This window comes from Tardiphaga sp. 619_E2_N8_4 (genome assembly GCF_051810905.1).
GTDB lineage: Bacteria > Pseudomonadota > Alphaproteobacteria > Rhizobiales > Xanthobacteraceae > Tardiphaga > Tardiphaga robiniae.
On sequence record NZ_JBPWQJ010000001.1, the window covers coordinates 6,141,600 to 6,163,585 of the forward strand.

Below are 21,986 nucleotides of genomic sequence, written 5' to 3' on the forward strand. Positions count from 1 at the left end.
GCCGCAACGCCAACGGCAGATTATGCCTTCGGCTAATCCGCCGCTGGCATACGAGGCTACCAGCGCCGATCCCAGTTGTTGTTCCAGCCGTTGTTCCATCCATTGTCCCAGTCGTCGGGCTGACCGCGCATCGCGCGGCTCTGGCCGCGGCGCTGGTCGCCATAGGCCAGCATCGGGTTCTGCATGCAGTCGCCGCGCTGGCCGCTCACGGTGGCCATGCACTGGTTATAGGAGGTGAACGTACAGCTCGGATTGAAGCCGGTGGCCGAGGTGCGCGAGCACCATGGATATTCGCGGGCCATGGAGGGCGTGGCGCCCATCACGATCAGAAGTGCAGCTGCTGCCAGGATTGAGCGCATGTCGATTCTCCCTTGAGGTCTGAAATCGATAATGCGCAGCTTACATCGCCGTTCCCGCCTGCGACAGCGCGTCGTGATCACTCCGTCCTACCGGGACTTCAAACCGCGGTGATGCGCATCAGTCCGTCAGTGTGGCTGCCATCGCATCCAGCGCTGCCCGTGCGGCCTCCGGCGCAATCTCGATCTGCAGCCCGCGCTGGCCGCCATTGAGATAGATCGTATTTTCCGACAATGCCGCCTGCTCCATGGCGACGGGCACGCGCTTCTTTTGTCCGAACGGGCTGATACCGCCGACGTGATAGCCGGTCGTCCGTTCGGCATCGGCCGGGCGCATCATCTTCGCGCTCTTGCCGCGAAAGGCCGTGGCCAGCTTCTTCATGCTGACCTCTTTGTCGGAGGGCACCACGACGCAAACCGGCTTGCCGTCGACCTCGGCCATCAGCGTCTTCAGCATGCGCTGCGGCGCAATGCCAAGCGCTTCCGCTGCCTGCAGACCGATGCTCTCGGCGTCAGGGTCGTAGTCGTAGGTATGCAGGGTGAACGCGGCGCCGAGCTTGCTCAGCGTCTGCGTCGCGCGGGTGGTTTTCGACATGGAGTGCTCAAGCGGTGGTGAATTCAGACGACCTCGGTCACGGGCTGCATGTCGATAGCAAAACTTTCGAGGAATTTCGAGGTCATGATGTAGAAGCCGACTGACAACTGCAATTCCACCAACGCGCCCGGCGTCAGCCTGGCTGCGATCGCCTTGAAGGTCGCGTCGGTTGGGCGATGCAGCGCGACGATCTCATCGGTGAACGCCAGCGCCGCGCGCTGCGTGTCGTCGAAACAAGTCGCGGCCTGCCAGTCGTCCAGCGCGGCGTTCTGTTCGTCTGACACGCCCACATAGCCGCCGATGCGCTTGTGCGCGGCGACTTCATAGGGCGCCTCGCAGAGAATGCCGGTGCGGGTGATCGCCAGTTCGCGGATGACGGGATCGAGCTCGCCCTTGTTGCGGATGGCGCCGCCGAGTCGGCAATATTGTTCGAGGTAGCTGGGCGAATGCGCCATCATGCGGAAGATGTTGGCATTGCGGTTCTTGCCGAGGATCTCGCGGGTGCGTTCGCTGGCTGTGGCGGGATCGCTGTAGTCGATGCGGGCCATGGGTCCTCCCTTGAGATCGCCGTCGCGCCCTCCTGATGGGGCGCGTTCGGGCGAATGGCCGTGCCGTTGTAGCCGAGCAGGGCTAGCTCTGCCAGATCGCGATCGTCAGGCCTGCGTGTCGTATTCAACATTGCAGGCGCTTGCGCATAGTGATCAAAAGGGCGCCCGCCATTCTGGCAGAGCTGCGCGTTGGTCCCGATTCAATGACAAAAAGAAAAGACCCAAAGGACGTTTCGAGCGACGTTGCTCCTCGCAGGTCAGGTATTCGGCTGTTCGTTCCCATCCTGGCGGGCGCGCGGCTCGGCGAGCGCATGATTGCTTGCCTGGGTGCACTGCTGGGCATCGTGCTCACGGGATTGATCTGCCGATCTGTGCTGGGCGACAGCTCCAGCCTGCCGCTGATCGTGGCGCCGCTGGGCGCTTCCGCTGTCCTGCTCTTCGCGGTTCCCACCAGTCCGCTGGCCCAGCCATGGGCGATCATCGGCGGTAACACCATCTCGGCTCTGATCGGCGTTGCTGTCGCGCATCTCATTCCCGATCAGATTCTGGCGATCGGATTCGGCGTATCACTCGCCATCGCCGCGATGTCCTTTGCGCGCTGCCTGCATCCGCCCGGCGGCGCCACGGCGCTGACGGCCATCATCGGCGGGCCCATCGTGACCGCATCGGGATATCTGTTTCCATTCGTGCCCGTTGGCCTGAACTCGGTGCTTCTGGTCGGGCTGGGCTATCTGTTCCACAAGATCTCGCGGCGGACCTATCCGCACAGGGCGCCGGTGCCATCAGCAAATCCGCATCAGACATCGGACATCAGCCCGGAGCTCCGGGTTGGCTTTCGCGCCGAGGATATCGACAAGGCGCTGGAAGCGCTCAGCGAGACCTTCGATATCAGCCCCGACGATCTCGAAACATTGATGCGGCAGGTCGAACTGCAAGCCATGCTGCGTTCGCACGGTACGATCCTGTGCGGAGACATCATGTCGCGCGATGTCGTCACGGTCGGATTGCGGGATAGTGCCGAGCTGGCCCGCTCGCGGCTGCTCCTGCACAATGTCCGCACGCTCCCCGTTCTGGGCAAGCAGGGACAGCTCGTCGGAACGGTCGGTCTCCGCGAGCTGATGAAAGAATCGGGCGATGTCGGAAAATCCATGTCGCCCGCAGCGACGGCGACGATGCAGACGCCCGCGGTGACCTTGCTGCCGACGCTGACCGATGGACGAACACACGCCGTCATCATCGTTGATCAGGACCGCATGATTCAGGGGCTGATCACCCAGACCGATTTGCTCAGCGCCGTCGCGAAGCTTGTTCCTGTTGCCGTGTAGGCGATTGTGCACCTGCAAGTCCGCGGGCGGAATGAAGCTGCAATTCGGTTGAACAATCTGTAGCTGGAGATATGGTCCTCGCGCAGCGTTAAAACTCACAGCGAGGCTGTCATGCGATCTTCACGAATTCCCGTTCTGAAGTTTGTGCTCGGCCTGGGCATGTTCGCCGCCGCGTTTTGCAGTGCGGGCGTCATCGCAGAGGAGGGACGGGCCGTCGTGTGGCCGACCCAGGGCTGGCAGACATCCACGCCGGAAGAGCAGGGCGTCGATTCGGCAGCGCTCGCCGCGCTGCTGGAGCTCGGAAGCCGCAACGACTTCGACAGCCTGCTGATCGTGCGTCATGGCAAGATCGTTCTGGATGCCTATTACGCGCCTTACACTGCCGATCTGCCGCACGTGGTCAATTCCGTCACTAAGGCCGTCATCGGCACGCTGACATCGATGGCGTTGCAGGATGGTCTTCTGAAGGGCACAGACCAGCGGATGTTGGCATTCTTCGGCGAGCGCAGTGCTGCTAACCTTGATGACAACAAGAAGACGATCACGCTTCAAAGTCTGTTGGACATGACGTCCGGACTGGCGCGGGATGGCCGGGCCGGTGTCAACCGTTCATTGGAGTCGACGGCCGGCATGGAGCGGAGCCGGGACTGGATCCAGTACATTCTCGATCGTCCGATGGCGGCTTCGCCGGGAGACGGCTTCAATTACGATAGTGGAAATGCACATCTGCTATCGGCCATCCTTGCCAAAGTGACCGACATGAGCGCGGAGGATTACGCGAAAGCGAAGCTGTTCGGTCCGTTGGGCATCACGGCGTGGAAATGGCGGCGCGATCCGCAGGGCATCTCGACCGGCGGATACGGCTTGGCGCTGCATCCGCGCGACATGGCGAAATTCGGCTATCTATATCTGCACAACGGGACGTGGGAGGGCAAACCGCTGGTGTCGCCCGCCTGGATCGACAGAGTGAGCCACGCCACGGTGGACATGAAGCTCTCCTTTGCGCCGGAGTTTCGCTATTCGAACTTCTTCTGGGCGCGACCTGACCGCAATGTCTATTGGGCGAGCGGGCTGCACTGTCAGCTTGTGATGGTCTATCCAGCACTGGACCTCGTTGCCGTGACGACCGGCCGAGACAATTGCCCGGTGACCGACATCGTGGACGCCATCCCAAAGGCTGTCAGGTCCGAGACGGCAATACAGCCGGACCCTGCAGGCACTGCGCGACTCGCAAGCGTTGTTCGCGCCATTTCAACCGAGGCACAGGTGGAAGTTAAGGAAGCACCTCCGATTGCCTCCGCGGTATCAGGCAAGACCTACACCTTTTCGCCTAATCCTCTCGGTGTGAAGTCGCTGTCGCTGACATTCGTGGGCTCCCATCCGCACTATGATTTCGAAATCTATAGTCGCGATCCCACGAGAGGGGCGGAGAAAATCAGTGGCCCTCTCGGGCTCGACGGACTGTATCGCAGAGGGACGCCAATGGCATTTGGGGTTATTGCCGTGAAGGGAAGGTGGCTCGACGAACATGCGTTCGAAATCGAGCGCAGGACCCTCGGCGAGGACGGCCGCCCGCGGAAATGGACGCTGTCATTCGATGGCGACAAGGTCAGTCTTCGCGGCAAGAACTATGAAGGTGTCGATGTCGCTGTCGACGGACAGTCGGGCGGTTGATCGCCGAAAGGCACGGGAAGCTCTGTGGCCTCCCGTGCATGTTGCGGCTCATACCGGCATGATGCCCGGTGCCTGACGCGGCCATTTGGCGATTACCTCAGGCGCGACGTTGAGATGTTGTGCGACGAGAGCCGGCGGTGTGTGTGTTAGCCAGTCGGACAGTGACACTTCCTCGTAATGCGCCGCGCGGAACACCTCGATGAATTGCAGGTCGGTGTCGCCGGTGTTCTCGATATAGTGGCCGAAGTTGCGTTTGACGTAGCCGACATCGCCCGGCGTGAAGTCGATGGTGGTGGCGTTCGGGCCGGAATTGAACAGCGTCATCCGCGCGCGGCCCGCAAGATAATACTGCCACTCGTCGGCATTCGGGTGCCAGTGCATCTCGCGCATGCCGCCGGGCTTCACCGTCACCAGCGCCACCGCAATCGTCGCCGAAGCGGTGAAGTTGCTGGTATCGGCAATCCGGATCTCGCCGTTGCGTGTCGATTTGACCGGCTTGGACGATCCCAGCGAATAGGTGAACGGATAGAGCGCAACATCCGCATCGCGATAGGACGAGGCCTGATCGGCCGCGAGCGAACCGGGAACCGTGCCCTGGAAGATCCAGAGATTCTGCAGCGGGATTTTCGCGAAGCTTTCGACTGGCACACCGAAATTCTTGGCAAGGATTTCCGGCGGCGTATGCGCGATCCAGTCCGACAGCAGCAGCGTATTGAACTCGTTGGCCTGACCGTCATCGAAGCAGATCACGAATTCGCAGCCATCGGGGCCGAGGCCCTGCAGCGAATGCGGCGCGCCGGAGGGGAAGTACCAGAGATCGCCCGCGCTGACGTCGGCGACATAAGGCCGGCCCTGATTGTCGAGCACGGTCACCCGGCACGACCCGTAAGTCATGATCGCCCATTCGCCGGCCTGGTGCCAATGCATCTCGCGGATGCCACCGGCGGTGAGCCGCATATTGACGCCGGAGATCGTGGTCGAGATCGCAAAGTCTGCTTGCGTCACCTGCCGTGCCCAGCCGCCGTTCTGGATGCGCCGCGGTGCATTGTTGAACGTCGCCCATGGCAGCGCCATGCCGCCGACATCGGTCGCTGGCGGCAATTGCGATGATGGGAACTGGCCGGCGATGATGGGATTTTGCGGGCCGGGATCGCTCAGATTGTTCGGCCCCTTGGCGTTGATCGCGCCCTGTGGCGGCAGATCCGGATTGCCGAATGTCGCGGCCTGTGCCGATGCTGCGGCGCTCATCACGATGCCCGATGCTGTTGCGGCCATGAGATCTCTCCGTGAGAACATGGGACGTCCTCCTGTTGCGACGCAGATCTGCGTCATGATTGTCGGATCGATGAAAGCGTTGCGCGCCGGGTAACCTCCGACGCGCGCTGTTAAGGGGAAGAAACAGCTCTACTTCTTGACGCCCGCGGCTGCGAGGATCAGGTCGGCGACTTGCTTGGGATGCGAGACCAGCGAGAGATGTCCTGCATTGAGCTCGATCGTGGTCGCATTCATGCGCTTGGCGAGGAAACGTTCGAGATCGGGATTGATCGTCTTGTCCTCTTTCGACACGGCATAGAATGACGGCTTGTCATGCCACGCGGCCGCAGTGGTGCGACCTGCGAAGATCGATGCGGCGGTCGAGCCCTGCACGGCATAGAGCACTTCGGCCTGCTTGCGCGGAACGCCATTGGCAAAATATTTCAGGAACGAGTCTTCGGAGAGCTGGGTGTAGCCATCATGGGTCTGGATTCCGGCGCGCACCTCGCCCGTCGGAAATTTGCCGGACAGCGCCACGAAGTCCTCATTGGCGTCCGGCGCGCGGGCCGCGACATAGACCAGCGCCGAGACCTTCGGGTCGGTGCCGACGTCGCTGATTACCGTGCCGCCCCAGGAATGCGCGACGAGGACGGTCGGGCCATCCTGCAACGCGAGGGCGCGGCGGGTCGCGGCATTGGAGTCGTCCAGCGAGCTCAGCGGATTCTGCACGGCCGTCACGTGCAGGCCTGCCTTCTGCAACAGCGGAATGACTCCGGCCCAGCTCGATCCATCAGCCCAGGCGCCATGCACGAGCACCACGTTCTTCGCTTTCACGGGCGCTGCGGTTGCAGCTTGCGCCATCGGCGCCGTCAGCAGGCACATGGTCGCCATCAGCATCGCACGCAGAGTCGTCTTGGAAAGGGAGTTCATCAACATGGTATCACCATTCGGTTGCCGGCGATTGTCCTCGCCGGAGGGATGAAGGAAGCATGGATGTTGCACTTGACGAGTTCGCGCCGGTCAGCTCGAACGGGAGCGGATCGGCATGACATTATCGGGTTTACGGGATGGCGAGGCTGCGGTGAATCGGACGGTGGTGTGCAGCCGGCATACCTAGGTTTATGGCTACGAATACGCAGGGCCGGCGCCGACTGTTACGTCGGCGAACCCGGCGGTAACGGAATGGTGAGGGCTACAGCATGATCGACTATGTCACCGTGGATGTGTTCACGGACCAGCGTTTCGGCGGCAATCCGCTGGCAGTCGTTCCGGATGCGCGGCATCGACGATGCGCTGCTGCAGAAGATCGCCACCGAGTTCAACTATTCGGAAACGACCTTCGTGTTTCCCCCGGATGATCCCGCACATACCGCACGCGTTCGCATCTTCACGCCGACCACTGAAATCCCTTTCGCCGGTCATCCCAATGTCGGCACCGCCTTCGTGCTTGGCCGCCAGGGCACGGCCTTCGGCAGGCCTGTCGGCGATCACATGGTGTTCGAAGAGAAGGCAGGCCTCGTCCATCTCGATCTGCTGCGCGATGGCGGCGCGATTGTCGGCACCGGCTTCGTCGCGCCGCAGCCCCTCACGATGCATGGTGAGATTGACCGTGACATGATGGCCGCCTGCGTATCACTCGCGCCCGATGCCATCGTCACGTCAACGCACGGGCCGCGCATGGTGTCCGTCGGTCTGCCTTTCGCGGTGACCGAACTGAGCAGTCTCGATGCGCTGGCGTCCGCACGGCCAAACACAACGGCCTTCGAGCAGGCCGAACGGAAACACCGGCATCACGACGATCGTTTTTCGGCCTTCATCTATGTCCGGATCGGCGATGGTTTCGATCGCCTGCGCGCGCGGATGTTCGCGCCGCTCGACAACGTCCCCGAAGATCCCGCCACCGGCAGCGCCTCCGCGGCGCTCGCGGCCTATCTCGTCACGCTCGACCCGCGCCGCGATGCGGTCTGTAGCATCACCATCGAGCAGGGCGTTGAGATGCGGCGCCGCAGCCTCATTGAGGTTGGAGTGCACAAAGCCGAGGGGCAGGTGCAGAGCGTTCGCATTTCCGGCCGTTGCGTGCCGGTGATGCAGGGCCGTATCGACGTGTAAGCTGAATCACGCATCGCCCGGCAGATCTTCCACGCGCCACAGGGCCAGCGACTTGTCGGCATAGTCGCCGCCGGCTTCCATACAGCCTTCGTTGATCACGGCTAAGGGAGCAGGAAACAGGAACGGCGCGTACTGCAGATTGAGCACGCGCCAGTCACCGTCCTCGATATCGCGATTGGCTGATGCGTCGGGAAATGTCGTGGTCAGCAGCCAGCAGGTGCCGGAGCGTTTCAGATTGGCGATGGCGCGGTGGATGTTGGCGAATGACAGATGCACAAGGCAGTCGCGGCACAACACCAGATCGGCAGCGGGTAGGGTATCGCTGACGAGATCGAGTCGGGCAAAATCGATATGGCCTGCATTGCCATAGTGCGCGGCATTGGCTGCCACGATATCCGGAACGATATCGGCGCCGAGATAGCGGATACCGCCGAGGTCCATCTGCGCCATCCAGGTGAAATCGCCGCAGGGCAGATCGAGGATCGATTGCACCCGCAATCGCCGCAGCAATTGCGTGAGGTCGCGGCGGAGTGACATTGTTGCGTCGAGTTCGGAGCCGAGGCCGGATTGCGATTTTTCAGCGCCCCACAGATTGGTGCGATAGATCAGCTCGAAACGCGTGGTGAGATCGAGCCCGTCGAATTCGCAGCGCCGCTCGGCGAAGCGAATTTCGGCCAGAACCGGTGTGCGTCGCCTCGATCTGTCCATTCGCGCGCCCGCTGCAGCAACGGTAAATCAGAGTTCCGCAGCCAGCTTCGATCTGAAGTTCAGCGTTGTAAATGCTCGTTAAACACGCTCTGGAATCATTGTTCTTGTAATTCGGCTGAAATCGTCTATATTGCAGTTATTCGAATATATGCTCTGGCTTGTTGACCGCGCCGTAATCGGCTCCATTCCCCAAGACATCGTTGAAATCGGATCGGGTTCACGCGATGTCGCGTAGGGCTCGCGCATTCGCACATCTTGGAGAATAGTTATGGCAGTCGGTACAGTTAAGTGGTTCAACGCGACCAAGGGTTTCGGTTTCATTCAGCCTGATGACGGCGGCCAGGATGTGTTCGTTCACATCAGTGCAGTCGAGCGCGCTGGATTGGGTTCGCTCAATGAAGGCCAGAAGGTTTCTTTCGAAGCCAAGGCTGACAAGATGCGCGGCAAGACCAGCGCGGAAGATCTCCGCGCGATCTGAGCTTGAAGGTCCTGAAATTTCCACGGATGTACTGGGATTTCTCGACCGACAAGTTTTGCGTCGTCTCATAGATTTGAAATGACTGAAGCCCGCCGGTGATCATCACCGGCGGGCTTCGTGCTATACGCATGACCATACGCCTGATTTCAGCGTCCGATATGAGGATCGATCAAGATGATTGAACGTCTGGATACGCTCAAGGCGGCGCGTATGCGCATGATCGAGGAACGTGATGCGCACGCAAAAGTGCTGGCGGCGCCCTTCAATCGCGATAATGCGGAACGGGCTCGCATGAAGTTTGTCGAGATGCAGAACGTGGTCGACGCCATCGATCGCGCCATCGTCGGAGAGCAATCCGTCCAATAGCGTCGGCTCTAGCCGATCAGCGCGCGTAGTTCCGCGATCATCTTCGTCGTCTCGAACGGCTTGCCGAAGAAGCGGCTGTCGTCGGGCAGATCGTTCTTGGCGACCTGCAAATGGCCGGAAACGATCACGATCTTGATCGGTGGCCAGCGGTTGCGTACCGCGTGGGCCAGTTTCAACCCGTCCATGCTTCCAGGCATCTGTACGTCGGTGAACAGCAGAACGATGTCGTCGCGCGTTTCCAGAATTCGCACGGCCTCGTCGGCATTGTTGGCCTCGATGGCGAAGAACCCGGCTTCCTCGACGATGTCGGCCGCGTGAATACGGAGCAGAGGCTCGTCCTCGACGATGAGGACGGCGGGCCGCTGCATGTCACGTGCATTGAGTTCTTGGAGTGATGCCATAAAAATTGGTGTCACCTTTCGTCGGGCATCGAAGCCAGATCGCTCAATCTGGTTTCGAACCGACATGTGAGCCCTTCGGGCAGAAATTCGATTTTGACGGAACTGCCGAAGTCGGCAGACAGCGTACCTTCGATTAGTCGTGAGCCAAATCCACGTCGCGTCGGCGGCGCCACGACGGGGCCGCCGGATTCGCGCCACGCGAAACCTAACGCCGGCCCGTCGCTGCCGATGTGACAAGCCCAGTCGATATCTATCGTTCCGTCCGGAACGGATAATGCACCATACTTTGTGGCGTTGGTTGCGAGTTCATGCAGCGCGAGCGCCAGCGACAGTGCCTGTTTGGCCGTCAGTTCCACCTCGGGGCCCGAGACGCGAATACGCTTTTCGCCCGTTCGATGCGGGGCCAGCGCGCCTGCGATCACCGTGGGCATCGACGCGCTGGTCCAGCTCGATTGCGTGAGGATGTCATGCGCCTGGTTGAGCGCGGCCAGACGCGCATCGAAGATCGTACGCGCCTCTTCCTTGGTCGCGGCGGTCCGAAACGTCTGGCTGGCGATGGCGCCGACCATGGCCATGGTGTTCTTCATGCGGTGCTCGAGTTCGCGCGTCAACATTTGCTGTTGCGCTTCGGCGCGCTTCAGCTTGCCGATATCGCGAATGGTTCCAATGAAGCGACTGACTTCGCCGTTTTCGAATTCCGCACGGCCCTTGGCCGAGCACCAGCGCTCGATGCCGTCATCGAGGCCGATGGTGCGGTATTCGATGTCATAGGTCTGCGGTCCGTCCAGCTTCATGGCGTTCACGCACGCCTTCTCAGTGACGTCGCGATCGTCGGGATGAAGCCCTTGCAGGAAGACGTCGAACGAGATCGGCTTGCCGAAGGTGAGGCCGAACAATTCGTAGCAGCGCCGGTCCCATTGCAGCACGCCGGTACGCGGGTCGAGATCCCAGGTTCCAGTGTCGGCGGCGTCGAGTGCAAGTCGTAGCTGGCTTTCGCTGGCCTGCAGCGCCACATCCACGGCACGCGATGCAGTGATATCGCGCGACACCGAAAGCAGCTGATGCGGTTTTCCATCGGGGCCGGGAATGGCGGTGACGGTGACATCCCACCATTTCGGCGTGCCGGCCATCGTGGTGGCGAAACCCTGGAAGTGTCCGGTACGCCCAAGCTGAGCGGCTCTAATAGCCGCCTTGGCGTCGATATTGCCCTGATCCTGCCAGAAGTCAGGCCATGGGCAGCCCTTGATCGCGCCGAAGTCCGTGACCTCCATGATGCGCTGGCCGCCGTCGGTCATGAAGATGAGGTTGCCGTCGAAATCGAGAACCTTGATGCAGTCGCCCGATGCTTCGAGCAAACTTCGCAAGAATGAATTGGCGTCCTGAATAGGTCCTAACGATTGATCCACGAATACCCCGGGAGCTGCGGCTCCGATCGCAAAATACGCTGCAACGAAATACGACCGCAAACAGATACGGTTGCGGATGTACGCTAACAGGTCTTCGAGCAAACGTGCCAGACCAGACCGGGTTCCGGCTCAATCGCGGCGATGCCGCGTGCGTTGATTTACGCGGAGGTCGATATAGCCTCCGCCGCGCTGCCGTCGTGCCACAGCCACGCGCTGACCGCGCCACTGCGGCCGCGGATCTGGACTTCGGTCGGGCCGCTCAGCGCCCCCGTTGCGCGCACCGCACAATCAGCCCCCGCGGCGCGCAGCAGGTCGTCGCTCAGGGCCACCTTGGCGCCGTGGCTCGCGGCGACCTCCATGAGCCGGCTGGCGACATTGACGGTATCGCCGGTCGCGGTGATGTGCTGGTAGCTGGCGCCGCCGAGACGCGATGCGACGATATCGCCGAAATGTGCGCCGATCTTGAATCCGATCTGGCTGGCGATCTCAGGCGGAAGACCGGCGATCCATGCGCCGGTGCGCGTCGTCAGTTCGATACAGCAGCGCACGGCGCGGGCGGCATCGTCATCGGCGACCACAGGCAATCCGAACAGGATCATCGCGCCGTCGCCCATGAAGGTTGTCACCACACCGCCATGGGCGAGGGTCACCTGATCGATCATGGCGTGGAAGGACTTCAGCAATTCGCGCACCGCATCTGCGTCGAGTGCCTCACTGAGTGCGGTGAAGCGCGAGATATCGATGAAGATGACGGCGGCATGCTGATGCACCGGCTGCAACAGATAGTCCGGATCCTTGATCAGCCATTCGCGCAGGCCCGGCGCCTGGAACTGGCGCAGCAGATCGCTGCGGGCGGCGAAATGCTGCACGCTGCGCCGGCTGCTCCAGATCTGCAGCGCGCCGAACGCCATGGCCGGCGGCACAGCCGCGGCCAGCGGCAATGCAGCGCTCATCCAGATGCCATGGGCATAGGCGACGGTGTTGATCACGGCCCACAATGCGACGACGGCGACAATCGCAATGAGGCCGACGGCATTGCGCCGCCAGGCGAGCAGGGCGATGCACAGCATCGCCAGGACGATCGCAAAGCCGGCATCGAACAGCCGGATGGATGTATTGCGCAGCAAGGTGTCCTTGGCGAGCAGATGCGTGATTGCGGTGGACACGACTTCGACGCCGGGCATCACCGGATCGAACGGCGTCGAGAAGAAATCGCCGCCGCCGGTCACGGTAACGCCGATGGCGACGACGCGATCCTCGACATCGCCGCGGCGCAGTTTGCCCGCCAGAACCTCCGATGCGCTGATCGTCCTGATGGTGCCGCGCGGCCCATAGAAAGACATCGGCAACAAATGGCCGACATCGGTCGGGACATGGGTGCCGGCGAGGGAGAAATTATACTCGCCGATTTGGGCATCGTCGCGCGAGGCGGCGGATGCGATGCGCAGCGGCATCGACACCATCACGCGGTCGGCCGAGCGCATCAGCATCGGCATCGAGCGCGGCACGCCGCTGCTGTCGGTATTGAGATTGACCACGCCGACCGTGGCCTGATCGGCGAAGACTTTCAGCGGCAGCAGAAATCCCGACGCCACCGGCAGATCCGCAAGCGGCCCGGCCTCCTTGGTGGCTACCGTCTGTTTGGACTCGCTGAACAGCGCCGCCGCGGCGATGACGGTGTTGGTCTTGCCGAGCGCCTGCGCCAGTGCGGCATCGCTCTCTGCTGCGCCGGCATCGACCAGCAGCAGATCGAGTGCGAGCACTTTCGGTTTGTAGCGTGCGATTTCCTCGATGATTGTCGTCAGCGTGGCGCGGGGCAGCGGATAGCTGCCTTGTTCGCGTGCGACCCGATCGTCGATGGCGATGATGGTGACGAGATCGGGCGGTTTCTTCACGCCGCGGATCTGGATGCGCAGGTCGGTCAGCGTCGCCTCTAACCGGTCGAGAAAGCCGACATCGCCGCGGTTGTGACCAAAGGCCAGTGCTGCCGCCCACACGCCCGCAAGGACCATGGCGAGCGGTGTCTGCAATCTGCTGGCCTTCATCATCGTCGCGTATCCAGGCCTCTTTATCGTCCAAGCCTTGCTAACGACCAAGCCTTGCCATCAATGCGGCGACGCGCGGCGCGGGCCAACGCTTGATGTCGAGTGGTGTCGCTGATGCATCGACATCGACGCCTTCACCGGGGCCGAGGCTCACGCTGCCGGGGCCGGTCACACGCCTGACGCCGACACGACCGGTCTCGACGAAGACGGAGGTCTTGCTGCCCTCGGCGTCCACCGCCCATTTGGTGCCACGCACGGCGGCGATTGCTTGCGGTGTCATCACCTCGAAGGTTTTGCCGGCCTTCTGTTTGGGGGCCTCGATGAAAATGGCCTTGCTTTGCAGGTCGACGCCGTCGACACGGCCGTTGCGGTCGCGGTCGAGCAGCGTGAAACGCGCGCCGTTTTCAGCAATGATCGTCACGCCGCCGCAGTGCAGGGTTTGTGGGCCGCCGGTCGGCTGGCTCGATGTACAGCCGGGGCCGGCCTGCTGCGCCGATGCAGCACTGCCATACAGGCACGCCGCAGCGACAGTGGCCGCCGCCAGCCTGATTGAATGGGTCATGTTGGTTACTCCTGAACGCCACATCGGTAAGGCGGGCGGCGGGGGATTCCGTTCAACGTCAGCGGGCGAGCGGCGTGATTAACGCTCGGAGGTACCCATATAGGGCGACGCCGCGGCACAACGAGGGCAGATCCAACCGGTACGGCCGATCTCACGACCATGTGAGATTGAGAGGCATTCTCAGTAATCGGGCCGCGAGCGCTGCCGCAATCTCGCCACATCGCCCCGGATTTTCAGGGGATATCAAAGGTTTGCATGAGGCCAACGAGGCCATTTTCGGGGCGTTCGTGCTTGTTTTCCCCCCGCGCTTCCTTTATTCCCGTTTTGCATCGCAGACAGCGTCCTGGAAGACTTGGGTAACCAAGATCATTGGCCGCGTTTAGGCGGATGCCTGGGCGTGATCCGGCAAACGGCAGACCGTTTTCCGCGCTGATCACGCTTCGACGCGTGTATTTTCAGAGGACTAGCGCCAAATGGCCAATGTTGTCGTCGTCGGCGCCCAGTGGGGCGACGAGGGTAAGGGCAAGATCGTTGACTGGTTGTCGGATCAGGCTGATGTCGTCGCCCGCTATCAGGGCGGCCACAATGCCGGTCATACGCTGGTCATCAATGGCCAGACCTACAAGCTGGCGCTGCTGCCGTCCGGCGTTGTGCGCCAGTCCAAGCTCTCGGTGATCGGCAATGGCGTGGTGTTCGACCCGCAGGCCTTTGTCGATGAAGTTGCTAAGCTCCGCGGCCAGGGCGTCGATGTTGGCCCGCACAATCTGCGCGTTGCCGAAAACGTCACGCTGATCCTGCCGCTGCACCGCGAGCTCGATGCGCTGCGCGAGAATGCCAACAAGGCCACCGCCATTGGCACCACCCAGCGCGGCATCGGCCCGGCCTATGAAGACAAGGTCGGCCGCCGTGCCATCCGTCTGATGGATCTCGCCGATCTCGCCACGCTGCCACACAAGGTCGATCGCCTGCTGACGCATCACAATGCGCTGCGCCGCGGTCTCGGCCTCGCAGAATTCAACACGGCCGACATTGTGAAGGAGCTCTCCGCATTCGCGCCGGTGCTGCTGCCCTACGCTGAGGCCGTCTGGCGGCTGCTGGACAGCAAGCGCCGCGAAGGCAAGCGCATCCTGTTCGAGGGCGCGCAGGGCGCGCTGCTCGATGTCGATCACGGCACCTATCCCTATGTCACCTCGTCCAACACGGTTGCTGCGCAGGCGGCGACGGGCACCGGCATGGGCCCGGGCGCGGTCGGCTATGTGCTCGGCATCTGCAAGGCCTACACCACGCGCGTCGGCCAGGGTCCGTTCCCGACCGAACTGCTCAACGAGATCGGCGAAGAGATCGGCCGTCGCGGCAAGGAATTCGGCGTCAATACCGGGCGCAAGCGTCGCTGCGGCTGGTTCGATGCCGTGCTGGTGCGACAGACTGTCCGCACCTGCGGCATCAATGGCCTGGCGCTGACCAAGCTCGACATCCTCGACGGCTTCGACACCATCGAGGTTTGCGTCGGCTACAAGCTCGACGGTAAGGAAATCGACTATCTGCCGGCCGGTGAAGGCGCCCAGGCCAGGATTGAGCCGATCTACGAGACCATCGAAGGCTGGAAAGAGCCGACCGCGAACGCCCGTTCATGGGCCGACCTGCCGGCGCAGGCGATTAAATACGTGCGCCGGATCGAGGAACTGGTGGGCTGTCCGATTGCTTTGCTTTCCACGAGCCCGGAACGCGAAGATACTATTCTGGTGCAAAACCCGTTCGAGGCTTAACGGACTGTTACCGGATAGCCTCCAAATTGATGCACCCGCAACATTGAGTCGAGATGGCTGATTACTACCCGTTGATCGCCCGTGCCATCGCCGGACTGGACCCCAGTGCTCCCGGTGAGCAGCGGCGCGCGCTCTATGAGCGCGCCCGCACGGCTCTGATTGCCCAGTTGCGCAGTGTCGAGCCGCCCCTCAGCGAGTCAGAGATCACTAGGGAGCGGCTGTCGCTCGAAGAGGCCGTCCGCAAGGTCGAATCCGAAGCGGCCCAGCGCGCCCGCGATGCGTCGCGGCCTGCGGCGGCTGGAACGACGGGCGACGGCAAGCCGCGCGCCGGCGATGCTTTCCGCAATGCCGGGCCGCGTGCCGGTGCCACGCCGGCCGAGCCGTCGCCGCGCGGCCGCCAGCCGATTACGCCGACGCCGGCGTCTCCCCGCGGGCCGGAAGAGCCGCGCCCGCCGCGCACCTTGCGCGTCGATCCGCCACCGATTCCGAAGCAGCAGTCGCCCAATGCCGGCGCGCAGGATCCGAACGGTCCACCAACCCGCGAACGATCAGGCACGCCGCGCCGCTTCGAAAACAATCCGGCGGCACCCCCGCCGGCCCGCAACGACCGCGGCGACCAGGGCGATGCCGCGATGCGCGGTTTCCGCGATGTCACCGCCGATGTCGATGATCTCGGTCGCGCCGCCGCGCAGGCCAACCGCGCGGCGCGCAAGACTTACGCCAACGTGCCGTCTCCGACGCCGGAATTCGATCGTCTCGAACCCAGCATGGAAGCGCGGAGCGAAGCTTTCGGCTACGACGAAACGGCTTACGACGACCAGGACGGCGACGAGTCGCAGGTGCCGCCGTCGCGCATCAAGGATTCCAAGGGCAAGAAGGCGAAGCCGCCCAAGCCTCCGAAGCCGAAGCGCGTCAGCGGCGGTTTCCCGTTCAAGACTGCGCTTCTCATCGGCATCGTGATGATCCTGATCGGCGCCGTGATTCTGGGATGGCCGACGATCAACAAAATGGTGCGCGGTTTCGCCGGCGGTTCGGCGCCCGTCGTCACCGACAACAAGGATGCGCCGCTGGCGCCGCGGCCGAAGATCGCCGATCGCGTCGGTCAGCCGTCGTCGTCGGATCAGATCGCGCCGGTCGCGCAGCGCGTCGTTCTGTATGACGAGGATCCGGCCGAGCCGAAGGGCCGGCAATATGTCGGCACAGTGGTCTGGCGCACCGAGCAGATCAAGGGCACCGGCGGCAAGCCTGGTGACATCGCCGTGCGCGCGGACATCGAGATTCCCGAACGCAAGTTCAAGATGACCATGTCGTTCCGCCGCAACACCGACACGTCGCTGCCTGCCAGCCACACGGCCGAACTCACTTTCGTGCTGCCGCCCGATTTCGCCGGCGGCGGCATCGCCAATGTTCCGGGCGTGCTGATGAAGTCGAACGAGCAGGCGAGGGGCACGCCGCTGGCCGGCCTCGCGGTCAAGGTCACAGACGGCTTCTTCCTGGTCGGTCTCAGCAATGTCGAAAGCGATCGCGCGCGCAACCTGCAGCTCCTGAAGGAGCGGTCATGGTTCGACATCCCGCTGGTCTATGCCAACCAGCGCCGCGCCATCATCGCTATCGAGAAGGGCTCGCCCGGCGAGCGTGCCTTCAACGACGCCTTCGCGGCCTGGGGCGAGTAACAGATCAAACGCGCTGGTCACCGCTCGTGGATCTGCACCGATCTCTCCACGTCATGCCCGGCCTTGAGCCGGGCATCCACGTCTTGTCACAGGCGAAGGCGTGGATGGCCGGGTCAAGCCCGGCCATGACGGATGATAGTGCGTCGTCTGGACGGAGCTACTTGCAGCCGAAGCTCCCCGCCTGCGCCACCGCTCCGTCGTTTCACGTCATTCCTGCAGCCAGAACTGCTTCATCAGAGGTTTCGCAGCCGCGCTCTCACCATCGCGCTGTCACGCTGCCGAGAACGGTGCGCCCCTGTGTGAAGGTGCAGGTCCCACCGTTGCAGATCGGAACACGCTCGTCCGACAGATTGCGCGCATTCACGGCCAGGCGCATGCCGCGATAATCGTAATGCACACCCGCATCGAACGCCGTGATCGCAGGGTTTCTGAGCGTATTGATGTCGTCAGCCCAGGTCTGTCCGATCCAGCGCGCGCCGGCGCCGACACCGAAGCCCGCGAGCGGGCCGGATTGCCAGGTGTAGTCGAGGAAGATCGCCGCCTGCTGAGTGGGCACGCCGATCGGTACCTTGCCGAGATCGAAGCCATTGCTGCGGGTCACGGTCGCGTCGGTGTAGCTGTAGGAGGCGATGCCCTTCAGCCCCGGCATCAGCGCCATCACCGCCTCCAGTTCGGTTCCGCGTGAGCGTATCTGGCCGGTCTGCACCGAGTACGGCGAACCGAAGACCGGATCGGTGGTCAGCACATTGTCCTTGGTCAGGTTGAACCAGGTCGCCGTGAAGTAACTGTTCCAGCCGAGCGGCTGATACTTGATACCGGCTTCGAACGATTCACCGGTCGTCGGCGCGAAGGGCGTAGCGCCGCGCCCGGGCGCCGTCGTGCCACTCTGCGGCAGAAATGACGTCGCGTAGTTGACGTAAGGCGCGAGCCCGTTGTCGAACAGATACAGCAATCCCGCGCGGCCCGTGAACTTGCTTGGGTCGCTCGTGGTCGTCACGCCTGACAGGTCGTCGTGGTTCGAGAGTTCGGCAAAGTCCTGCCGGCCGCCGATGGTCAGCCGCCAGCCGCCCAGTGCCATCTGGTCCTGTGCGTAAAGTCCGAGCTGGCCGAGCGTCTGGCTGTTGGCGCCTAGAAGCGACAAGGGCAATGTCGGCGCCGAAGTGCTATAAACAGGATTTGTCAGGTCGAGCGACGGACCGGCGCCCGCATAGGAGCCAAAAGTCGTTCCCTGCCGGAAGTAATCGACTCCGGCCAGGACCGTATGCTTGATCGGGCCGGTCGCCAACCTGGCTTGGACCTGATTGTCGATATTGAAGGTGTTCAGGCTTTCCTTATAGGTCGACGCGTAACGGTTCAGCGTGCGGCCGTCGGGAGAGAGACTGAGTGCATCGATCATGTTGCCTTCGAACGACAGGTGCCCGAGCCGGACGTTCTGCCGGAACGTCACAGCCTCATTGAAGCGATGTTCGAGCCTGTAGCCGATCGAGGCCTGCGACTGCGTGAGCGCATCGAATGACGGATCGCCGAGACGAATATTGGTCACCACGCCCGTCGCCGGGTTGCGCAGATAATACGGCCACATCGACGTCTTGCTGCGCTCGTATTCGGCCAGCACCGTGAGCGTCGTGTCTTCGCCCAGCTTTGCGGTGAAGCTCGGCGCCAGGAAGACGCGATCGTCCCAGGTGCCGGGAATCTGCGTGCCGCTGTCACGCACCAGGCCGGTAAAGCGATAGAGCAGCTTGTCGTTGTCGAGCGTCGGCCCGCTGAAATCGAAACGGCCCTGATAGCGATTGAAATTGCCGATATCGAGCCCGGCTTCGTTGAGCCGCGTCTCCAGCGGCATCTTGCTGACGAAGTTCACCATGCCGCCGGCTTCGTTGGCGCCATAGAGCACGGAGGACGGACCGCGCATGACCTCGATGCGTTCGGCGCCATAGGGTTCGTTGCGGAAATGGGCGAAGGAACCGTTGCCCTGCCGCAGACCGTCGCGGTATTCGCCGAATTGGTTGGCCGCAAATCCGCGGATCAGGAACTGATCGTAGCGGGGATCGAAGCCATAGGGTTGGGTTTGCACGCCCGCCGTATAGGCCAGCGCCTCACCGACGGTTCGCGCGCCCTGGTCGCGCATCTGCTCCGGCGTCACCACCGAAATCGACTGCGGCGTCTCGATCAGAGGCGTATCTGTTTTGGTGCCCGTGGCACTTCGCGTGGCCACATAGCCTTGAACCGGGCCCCATGCGGATTCCGTTGCGCGGGCGCCCGGCACATTGCTCGGAGTGACTGTTCCCTGACGCGTGGCTGTGCGCGCCGCCCGTGCGGCGGTGCGCGACGCGCTGCTGCGCGCAGTGTTCTTGGGTTTGGCGCGCCGGTCTGCGCTGCCTTGAACGATGACGGGATCCAGCTGCGTGGCCCGCGCTGAAGGCGTCTCCGTGCCGGTGGCTTGCGCCAGCATTTGTGCGCTTGCCTGCGCTGACAGGCCCATCAACAAGACAATAGAACTCGCTGCACCAAGACACATTGCCTTGGTGACTTTTCTTTCGACGATCCCCACCGATAACGCCCCGCATGTCGTTCGGACTGACCGAGCCCGATTCCTGCGTGGTCTCTAGGACATCAAATCGCGCATGGCATTACCTGCCAAGTTAGAACCTCTACACACTAGAATCGTTAAAATCGCAGGAGCGCGCCGAGCGGCAATTTGTGGATGGCCGGATCAAGTCCGGCCATGACGAACGAGAGGCGAGAGCTTTCGCTCTCGCGCTGCCGGAATGACAGCTACTTGCAGCCGAAACTCGCCGCCTGCGTCACCGCTCCGCCATTCCACACTGTCCGCAGCGGATAGACGCAAGCCGGATAGCTCAACTTGCTGTCGCGCGACGTCAATGCGATCTCGCCGGGAGCCGCACCCTTTTCGACCCAGTCCGTCAGCGCGCTGAAGAACTGATCCTGCTCGCGCGTCGGCGTCTGGTTGGCATTCCCCGGCAGTTTCGGCAGCGGCACGGAATCGTTCTGTCCGCTGACCGTATAGGCCCGGCCCTGCGAGCTGTGGGCCGAACCGGGCAGCAGATACATCCGCATGAACTTCTGCACCTCCGCGTGGCCGCCCATCTGCGCCGCGACGCGCTCGTGATAGTTGACGTTGCCCGCTGGAGGGATCGCGTCGTCGACAAGGCCGCTATAGACGATGATCTTGCGACCGAGATCGCGCAACTTGCCGAGATCCGCCTTGTCGGTGCCGAGATTGCTGAACAAAGTGGGTTGCAGGGCAAGGTTCTTGTTCACCGTATCGGCCAGATCGGCATAGCTGAGCTCCTGCCACTTGTTGCGTTCGGTGGTCGAGCCGTTGTTGAACGGAATGTCCGACGGGTTGGTGGCGCTGGCATCGGCGGCGTAGCGGACGTCCTGCAGTGCCAGGGCCACGCTGCCGGCGGCTGTACCGGTGATCTGACTGCCGATCGCCGTGGTCCTGGTGAAGGCCCACCACACCTGTTTCGTGCCGAGCACATTGCCGCTGCGGCTGTTGGAGCTTTGCGCGGCGTCGTAGCTGCCATCGGGCGTTGCGCCGAACCAGATCCTGTCGAGCGCCATCGCTTCCTTGAGGCTCATACAGGTTGCCGCATCGGCATTGCTGCCGGTAACGCCCTGGCCAGCCTCGCCGCTGCAGAGAGCTGCGGCATCGCGTGCGGGATCGTAATCGCAGGCGAACGGATCGAGCAGGAAGCCGATCCCGGCTTTGTCGCAGGCGGCGAGGGCACGTTTGTTGGCGGCATCGATCTTGGCGGCGAAGGCGGTGGCTTTCGGCTTGTCGAGCGCGGTGAAGCCGAGTTCGGTCTTCATCACGATCTGCGGATACAGCGCAGCCGTGCCGAATTGCGGGATGTTCAGCGCCGGCTGCGCGATCATGTAGCCGTCATAGAGCTCGGGATAGTCCTGGGCGATCTTCATGCCCTGCCGGCCGCCCTGCGAATGGCCATCGTAATAAGCGTAAGCCGGCGCCTTGCCGTAATAGAGCGTGACGAGCGCTCTGGTCTTGACGGCCTGCTCCACCATGGCGCGGACCGAGAAGTCGCGGAACGCCTCGGCATTGACCTTGCCGTCGGAGAGGAATGTGAAGGAGCCGTCCTGATACCAGGGTTGTCCTGCATCGGTGGTGCCCGAGGCATAACCCATATTGGCGTTGACGAGGGCGGGCACTTTGCTGCCGATCTTGTCGACAGTGCGATGGCCACCGCCGACCCAGCCGCCGCCGCCGTAATTGCGGATGCGCGTATTCCAGTTCGCGGGTGTCGGCAGCCAGACCTCGATGCCGATGCCCTCGGACCAGGAGCGCGTAGTCTTGTCCTTTTCCGCCGTGAAGCCTGGCCCGACCAGAAGCTTCACAAGGCACATGTCCGCCGCCATGGTGATCGGGCGGGGCGAATCCTGCGCGACCAGTTCCTCGCCCTTTTTGATCGCCCGCACGGCCACCACGGTGGTGGCCTCATCCGGATGAAATGCAGTCTTGATACCGTCGTCGCAGGCGAGCTGCTGTGCGGAAGCGGGGGCCGCAGTGCCACATAGCGCGGCAAACAAGGCCAGCGCCGTCACGACGGCACGCGCGCGGTTGTCATCATGGATGATGTGGGGGGCTGTCGACATGGCGTTTCCCGTCTGTTTTATTTTTGAGTTGGGGTGAGTTCTCCTCACTTCGCCTCTGCGATCAACTACCAAAACGATGTCG

The 21,986-nt window shown here is 62.6% G+C and carries 18 protein-coding genes and 1 pseudogene; 7 read left to right on the forward strand and 12 right to left on the reverse strand.

Annotated elements, in window-relative coordinates:
- Positions 1-56: 56 nt before the first annotated feature.
- The 3 genes from AB8A23_RS29180 to AB8A23_RS29190 form a co-directional block, all read right to left on the reverse strand.
- Positions 57-359 (reverse strand): DUF3551 domain-containing protein, encoded by a 303-nt coding sequence (locus AB8A23_RS29180; RefSeq protein ID WP_439057395.1) that lies wholly within the window; start codon positions 357-359, stop codon positions 57-59.
- A gap of 118 nt (positions 360-477) precedes the next feature.
- Positions 478-951 (reverse strand): Cys-tRNA(Pro) deacylase, encoded by a 474-nt coding sequence (ybaK, locus tag AB8A23_RS29185; RefSeq protein WP_439057396.1) that lies wholly within the window; start codon positions 949-951, stop codon positions 478-480.
- Between the two features lie 23 nt (positions 952-974).
- Positions 975-1,499 carry a carboxymuconolactone decarboxylase family protein gene (locus tag AB8A23_RS29190; protein ID WP_439057397.1) on the reverse strand — a complete coding sequence of 175 codons (525 nt, stop codon included), beginning with the start codon at positions 1,497-1,499 and terminating at the stop codon, positions 975-977.
- A gap of 203 nt (positions 1,500-1,702) precedes the next feature.
- Between AB8A23_RS29190 and AB8A23_RS29195 the strand changes: the two genes are divergently transcribed.
- Both AB8A23_RS29195 and AB8A23_RS29200 read left to right on the forward strand, forming a co-directional pair.
- Entirely contained in the window at positions 1,703-2,824 is a 1,122-nt protein-coding gene (locus AB8A23_RS29195) for an HPP family protein (RefSeq protein ID WP_439057398.1), read from the forward strand.
- 111 nt (positions 2,825-2,935) lie between these two features.
- A complete protein-coding gene (locus tag AB8A23_RS29200) occupies positions 2,936-4,498 on the forward strand; it encodes a serine hydrolase domain-containing protein (protein WP_439057399.1) in 1,563 nt (520 codons plus the stop codon).
- A 48-nt stretch (positions 4,499-4,546) separates the two neighbouring features.
- Here AB8A23_RS29200 and AB8A23_RS29205 read toward each other — a convergent pair whose 3' ends face one another.
- Together AB8A23_RS29205 and AB8A23_RS29210 are read right to left on the reverse strand one after the other, a co-directional pair.
- Entirely contained in the window at positions 4,547-5,794 is a 1,248-nt protein-coding gene (locus tag AB8A23_RS29205) for a cupin domain-containing protein (RefSeq protein ID WP_439057400.1), read from the reverse strand.
- 108 nt (positions 5,795-5,902) lie between these two features.
- Positions 5,903-6,688 (reverse strand): alpha/beta fold hydrolase, encoded by a 786-nt coding sequence (locus AB8A23_RS29210; protein WP_439057401.1) that lies wholly within the window; start codon positions 6,686-6,688, stop codon positions 5,903-5,905.
- A gap of 263 nt (positions 6,689-6,951) precedes the next feature.
- On the opposite strand from AB8A23_RS29210, the pseudogene AB8A23_RS29215 reads away from it, so the two are divergent.
- Positions 6,952-7,861: pseudogene (locus tag AB8A23_RS29215) on the forward strand (PhzF family phenazine biosynthesis protein).
- A gap of 6 nt (positions 7,862-7,867) precedes the next feature.
- On the opposite strand, the gene AB8A23_RS29220 reads toward AB8A23_RS29215, so the two are convergent.
- Positions 7,868-8,569: a class I SAM-dependent methyltransferase gene (locus AB8A23_RS29220; RefSeq protein ID WP_439057402.1), complete on the reverse strand. Its 702-nt coding sequence runs from the start codon at positions 8,567-8,569 to the stop codon at positions 7,868-7,870.
- A 268-nt stretch (positions 8,570-8,837) separates the two neighbouring features.
- Between AB8A23_RS29220 and AB8A23_RS29225 the strand changes: the two genes are divergently transcribed.
- Together AB8A23_RS29225 and AB8A23_RS29230 are read left to right on the forward strand one after the other, a co-directional pair.
- Entirely contained in the window at positions 8,838-9,047 is a 210-nt protein-coding gene (locus tag AB8A23_RS29225; RefSeq protein WP_068731259.1) for a cold-shock protein, read from the forward strand.
- Between the two features lie 174 nt (positions 9,048-9,221).
- Positions 9,222-9,413: a hypothetical protein gene (locus tag AB8A23_RS29230; protein ID WP_439057403.1), complete on the forward strand. Its 192-nt coding sequence runs from the start codon at positions 9,222-9,224 to the stop codon at positions 9,411-9,413.
- 8 nt (positions 9,414-9,421) lie between these two features.
- Here the strand turns inward: AB8A23_RS29230 and AB8A23_RS29235 are convergent, their stop codons facing one another.
- From AB8A23_RS29235 to AB8A23_RS29250, 4 genes are all read right to left on the reverse strand, one after another.
- Positions 9,422-9,814: a response regulator gene (locus AB8A23_RS29235; protein ID WP_231077883.1), complete on the reverse strand. Its 393-nt coding sequence runs from the start codon at positions 9,812-9,814 to the stop codon at positions 9,422-9,424.
- Positions 9,815-9,825: 11 nt separating this feature from the next.
- Positions 9,826-11,178: an HWE histidine kinase domain-containing protein gene (locus AB8A23_RS29240; RefSeq protein WP_439057404.1), complete on the reverse strand. Its 1,353-nt coding sequence runs from the start codon at positions 11,176-11,178 to the stop codon at positions 9,826-9,828.
- 200 nt (positions 11,179-11,378) lie between these two features.
- Positions 11,379-13,268, reverse strand: coding sequence for a CHASE2 domain-containing protein (locus tag AB8A23_RS29245; protein WP_439057405.1), 1,890 nt, complete (start codon positions 13,266-13,268; stop codon positions 11,379-11,381).
- Positions 13,269-13,305: 37 nt separating this feature from the next.
- The gene (locus AB8A23_RS29250; protein ID WP_175367553.1) at positions 13,306-13,827 is read right to left on the reverse strand and encodes a FecR domain-containing protein; all 522 of its coding nucleotides are present in this window, start codon (positions 13,825-13,827) and stop codon (positions 13,306-13,308) included.
- Positions 13,828-14,300: 473 nt separating this feature from the next.
- Here AB8A23_RS29250 and AB8A23_RS29255 point away from each other — a divergent pair, with 473 nt between their 5' ends.
- Positions 14,301-15,593 carry an adenylosuccinate synthase gene (locus AB8A23_RS29255; RefSeq protein ID WP_089261652.1) on the forward strand — a complete coding sequence of 431 codons (1,293 nt, stop codon included), beginning with the start codon at positions 14,301-14,303 and terminating at the stop codon, positions 15,591-15,593.
- 53 nt (positions 15,594-15,646) lie between these two features.
- Positions 15,647-17,266: a hypothetical protein gene (locus AB8A23_RS29260; RefSeq protein ID WP_231077880.1), complete on the forward strand. Its 1,620-nt coding sequence runs from the start codon at positions 15,647-15,649 to the stop codon at positions 17,264-17,266.
- Positions 17,267-17,522: 256 nt separating this feature from the next.
- Here AB8A23_RS29260 and AB8A23_RS29265 read toward each other — a convergent pair whose 3' ends face one another.
- Positions 17,523-19,718, reverse strand: a complete 2,196-nt coding sequence (locus AB8A23_RS29265; protein ID WP_439057406.1) for a TonB-dependent siderophore receptor — start codon at positions 19,716-19,718, stop codon at positions 17,523-17,525.
- Positions 19,719-20,041: 323 nt separating this feature from the next.
- Positions 20,042-21,904: a tannase/feruloyl esterase family alpha/beta hydrolase gene (locus tag AB8A23_RS29270; RefSeq protein WP_439057407.1), complete on the reverse strand. Its 1,863-nt coding sequence runs from the start codon at positions 21,902-21,904 to the stop codon at positions 20,042-20,044.
- Positions 21,905-21,986: the final 82 nt, after the last annotated feature.

What these genes read in the sequence shown, in the direction of transcription:
- AB8A23_RS29190 (WP_439057397.1), bottom strand. Translation starts at nt 1,499, where the DNA reads ATGGCCCGCATCGACTACAGCGATCCCGCCACAGCCAGCGAACGCACC.
- AB8A23_RS29245 (WP_439057405.1), bottom strand. Translation starts at nt 13,268, where the DNA reads ATGATGAAGGCCAGCAGATTGCAGACACCGCTCGCCATGGTCCTTGCG.
- AB8A23_RS29205 (WP_439057400.1), bottom strand. Translation starts at nt 5,794, where the DNA reads ATGTTCTCACGGAGAGATCTCATGGCCGCAACAGCATCGGGCATCGTG.
- AB8A23_RS29210 (WP_439057401.1), bottom strand. Translation starts at nt 6,688, where the DNA reads ATGTTGATGAACTCCCTTTCCAAGACGACTCTGCGTGCGATGCTGATG.
- AB8A23_RS29180 (WP_439057395.1), bottom strand. Translation starts at nt 359, where the DNA reads ATGCGCTCAATCCTGGCAGCAGCTGCACTTCTGATCGTGATGGGCGCC.
- AB8A23_RS29200 (WP_439057399.1), top strand. Translation starts at nt 2,936, where the DNA reads ATGCGATCTTCACGAATTCCCGTTCTGAAGTTTGTGCTCGGCCTGGGC.
- AB8A23_RS29220 (WP_439057402.1), bottom strand. Translation starts at nt 8,569, where the DNA reads ATGGACAGATCGAGGCGACGCACACCGGTTCTGGCCGAAATTCGCTTC.
- AB8A23_RS29265 (WP_439057406.1), bottom strand. Translation starts at nt 19,718, where the DNA reads ATGCTGGCGCAAGCCACCGGCACGGAGACGCCTTCAGCGCGGGCCACG.
- AB8A23_RS29250 (WP_175367553.1), bottom strand. Translation starts at nt 13,827, where the DNA reads ATGACCCATTCAATCAGGCTGGCGGCGGCCACTGTCGCTGCGGCGTGC.
- AB8A23_RS29235 (WP_231077883.1), bottom strand. Translation starts at nt 9,814, where the DNA reads ATGGCATCACTCCAAGAACTCAATGCACGTGACATGCAGCGGCCCGCC.
- ybaK (WP_439057396.1), bottom strand. Translation starts at nt 951, where the DNA reads ATGTCGAAAACCACCCGCGCGACGCAGACGCTGAGCAAGCTCGGCGCC.
- AB8A23_RS29225 (WP_068731259.1), top strand. Translation starts at nt 8,838, where the DNA reads ATGGCAGTCGGTACAGTTAAGTGGTTCAACGCGACCAAGGGTTTCGGT.
- AB8A23_RS29230 (WP_439057403.1), top strand. Translation starts at nt 9,222, where the DNA reads ATGATTGAACGTCTGGATACGCTCAAGGCGGCGCGTATGCGCATGATC.
- AB8A23_RS29255 (WP_089261652.1), top strand. Translation starts at nt 14,301, where the DNA reads ATGGCCAATGTTGTCGTCGTCGGCGCCCAGTGGGGCGACGAGGGTAAG.
- AB8A23_RS29260 (WP_231077880.1), top strand. Translation starts at nt 15,647, where the DNA reads ATGGCTGATTACTACCCGTTGATCGCCCGTGCCATCGCCGGACTGGAC.
- AB8A23_RS29270 (WP_439057407.1), bottom strand. Translation starts at nt 21,904, where the DNA reads ATGTCGACAGCCCCCCACATCATCCATGATGACAACCGCGCGCGTGCC.
- AB8A23_RS29195 (WP_439057398.1), top strand. Translation starts at nt 1,703, where the DNA reads ATGACAAAAAGAAAAGACCCAAAGGACGTTTCGAGCGACGTTGCTCCT.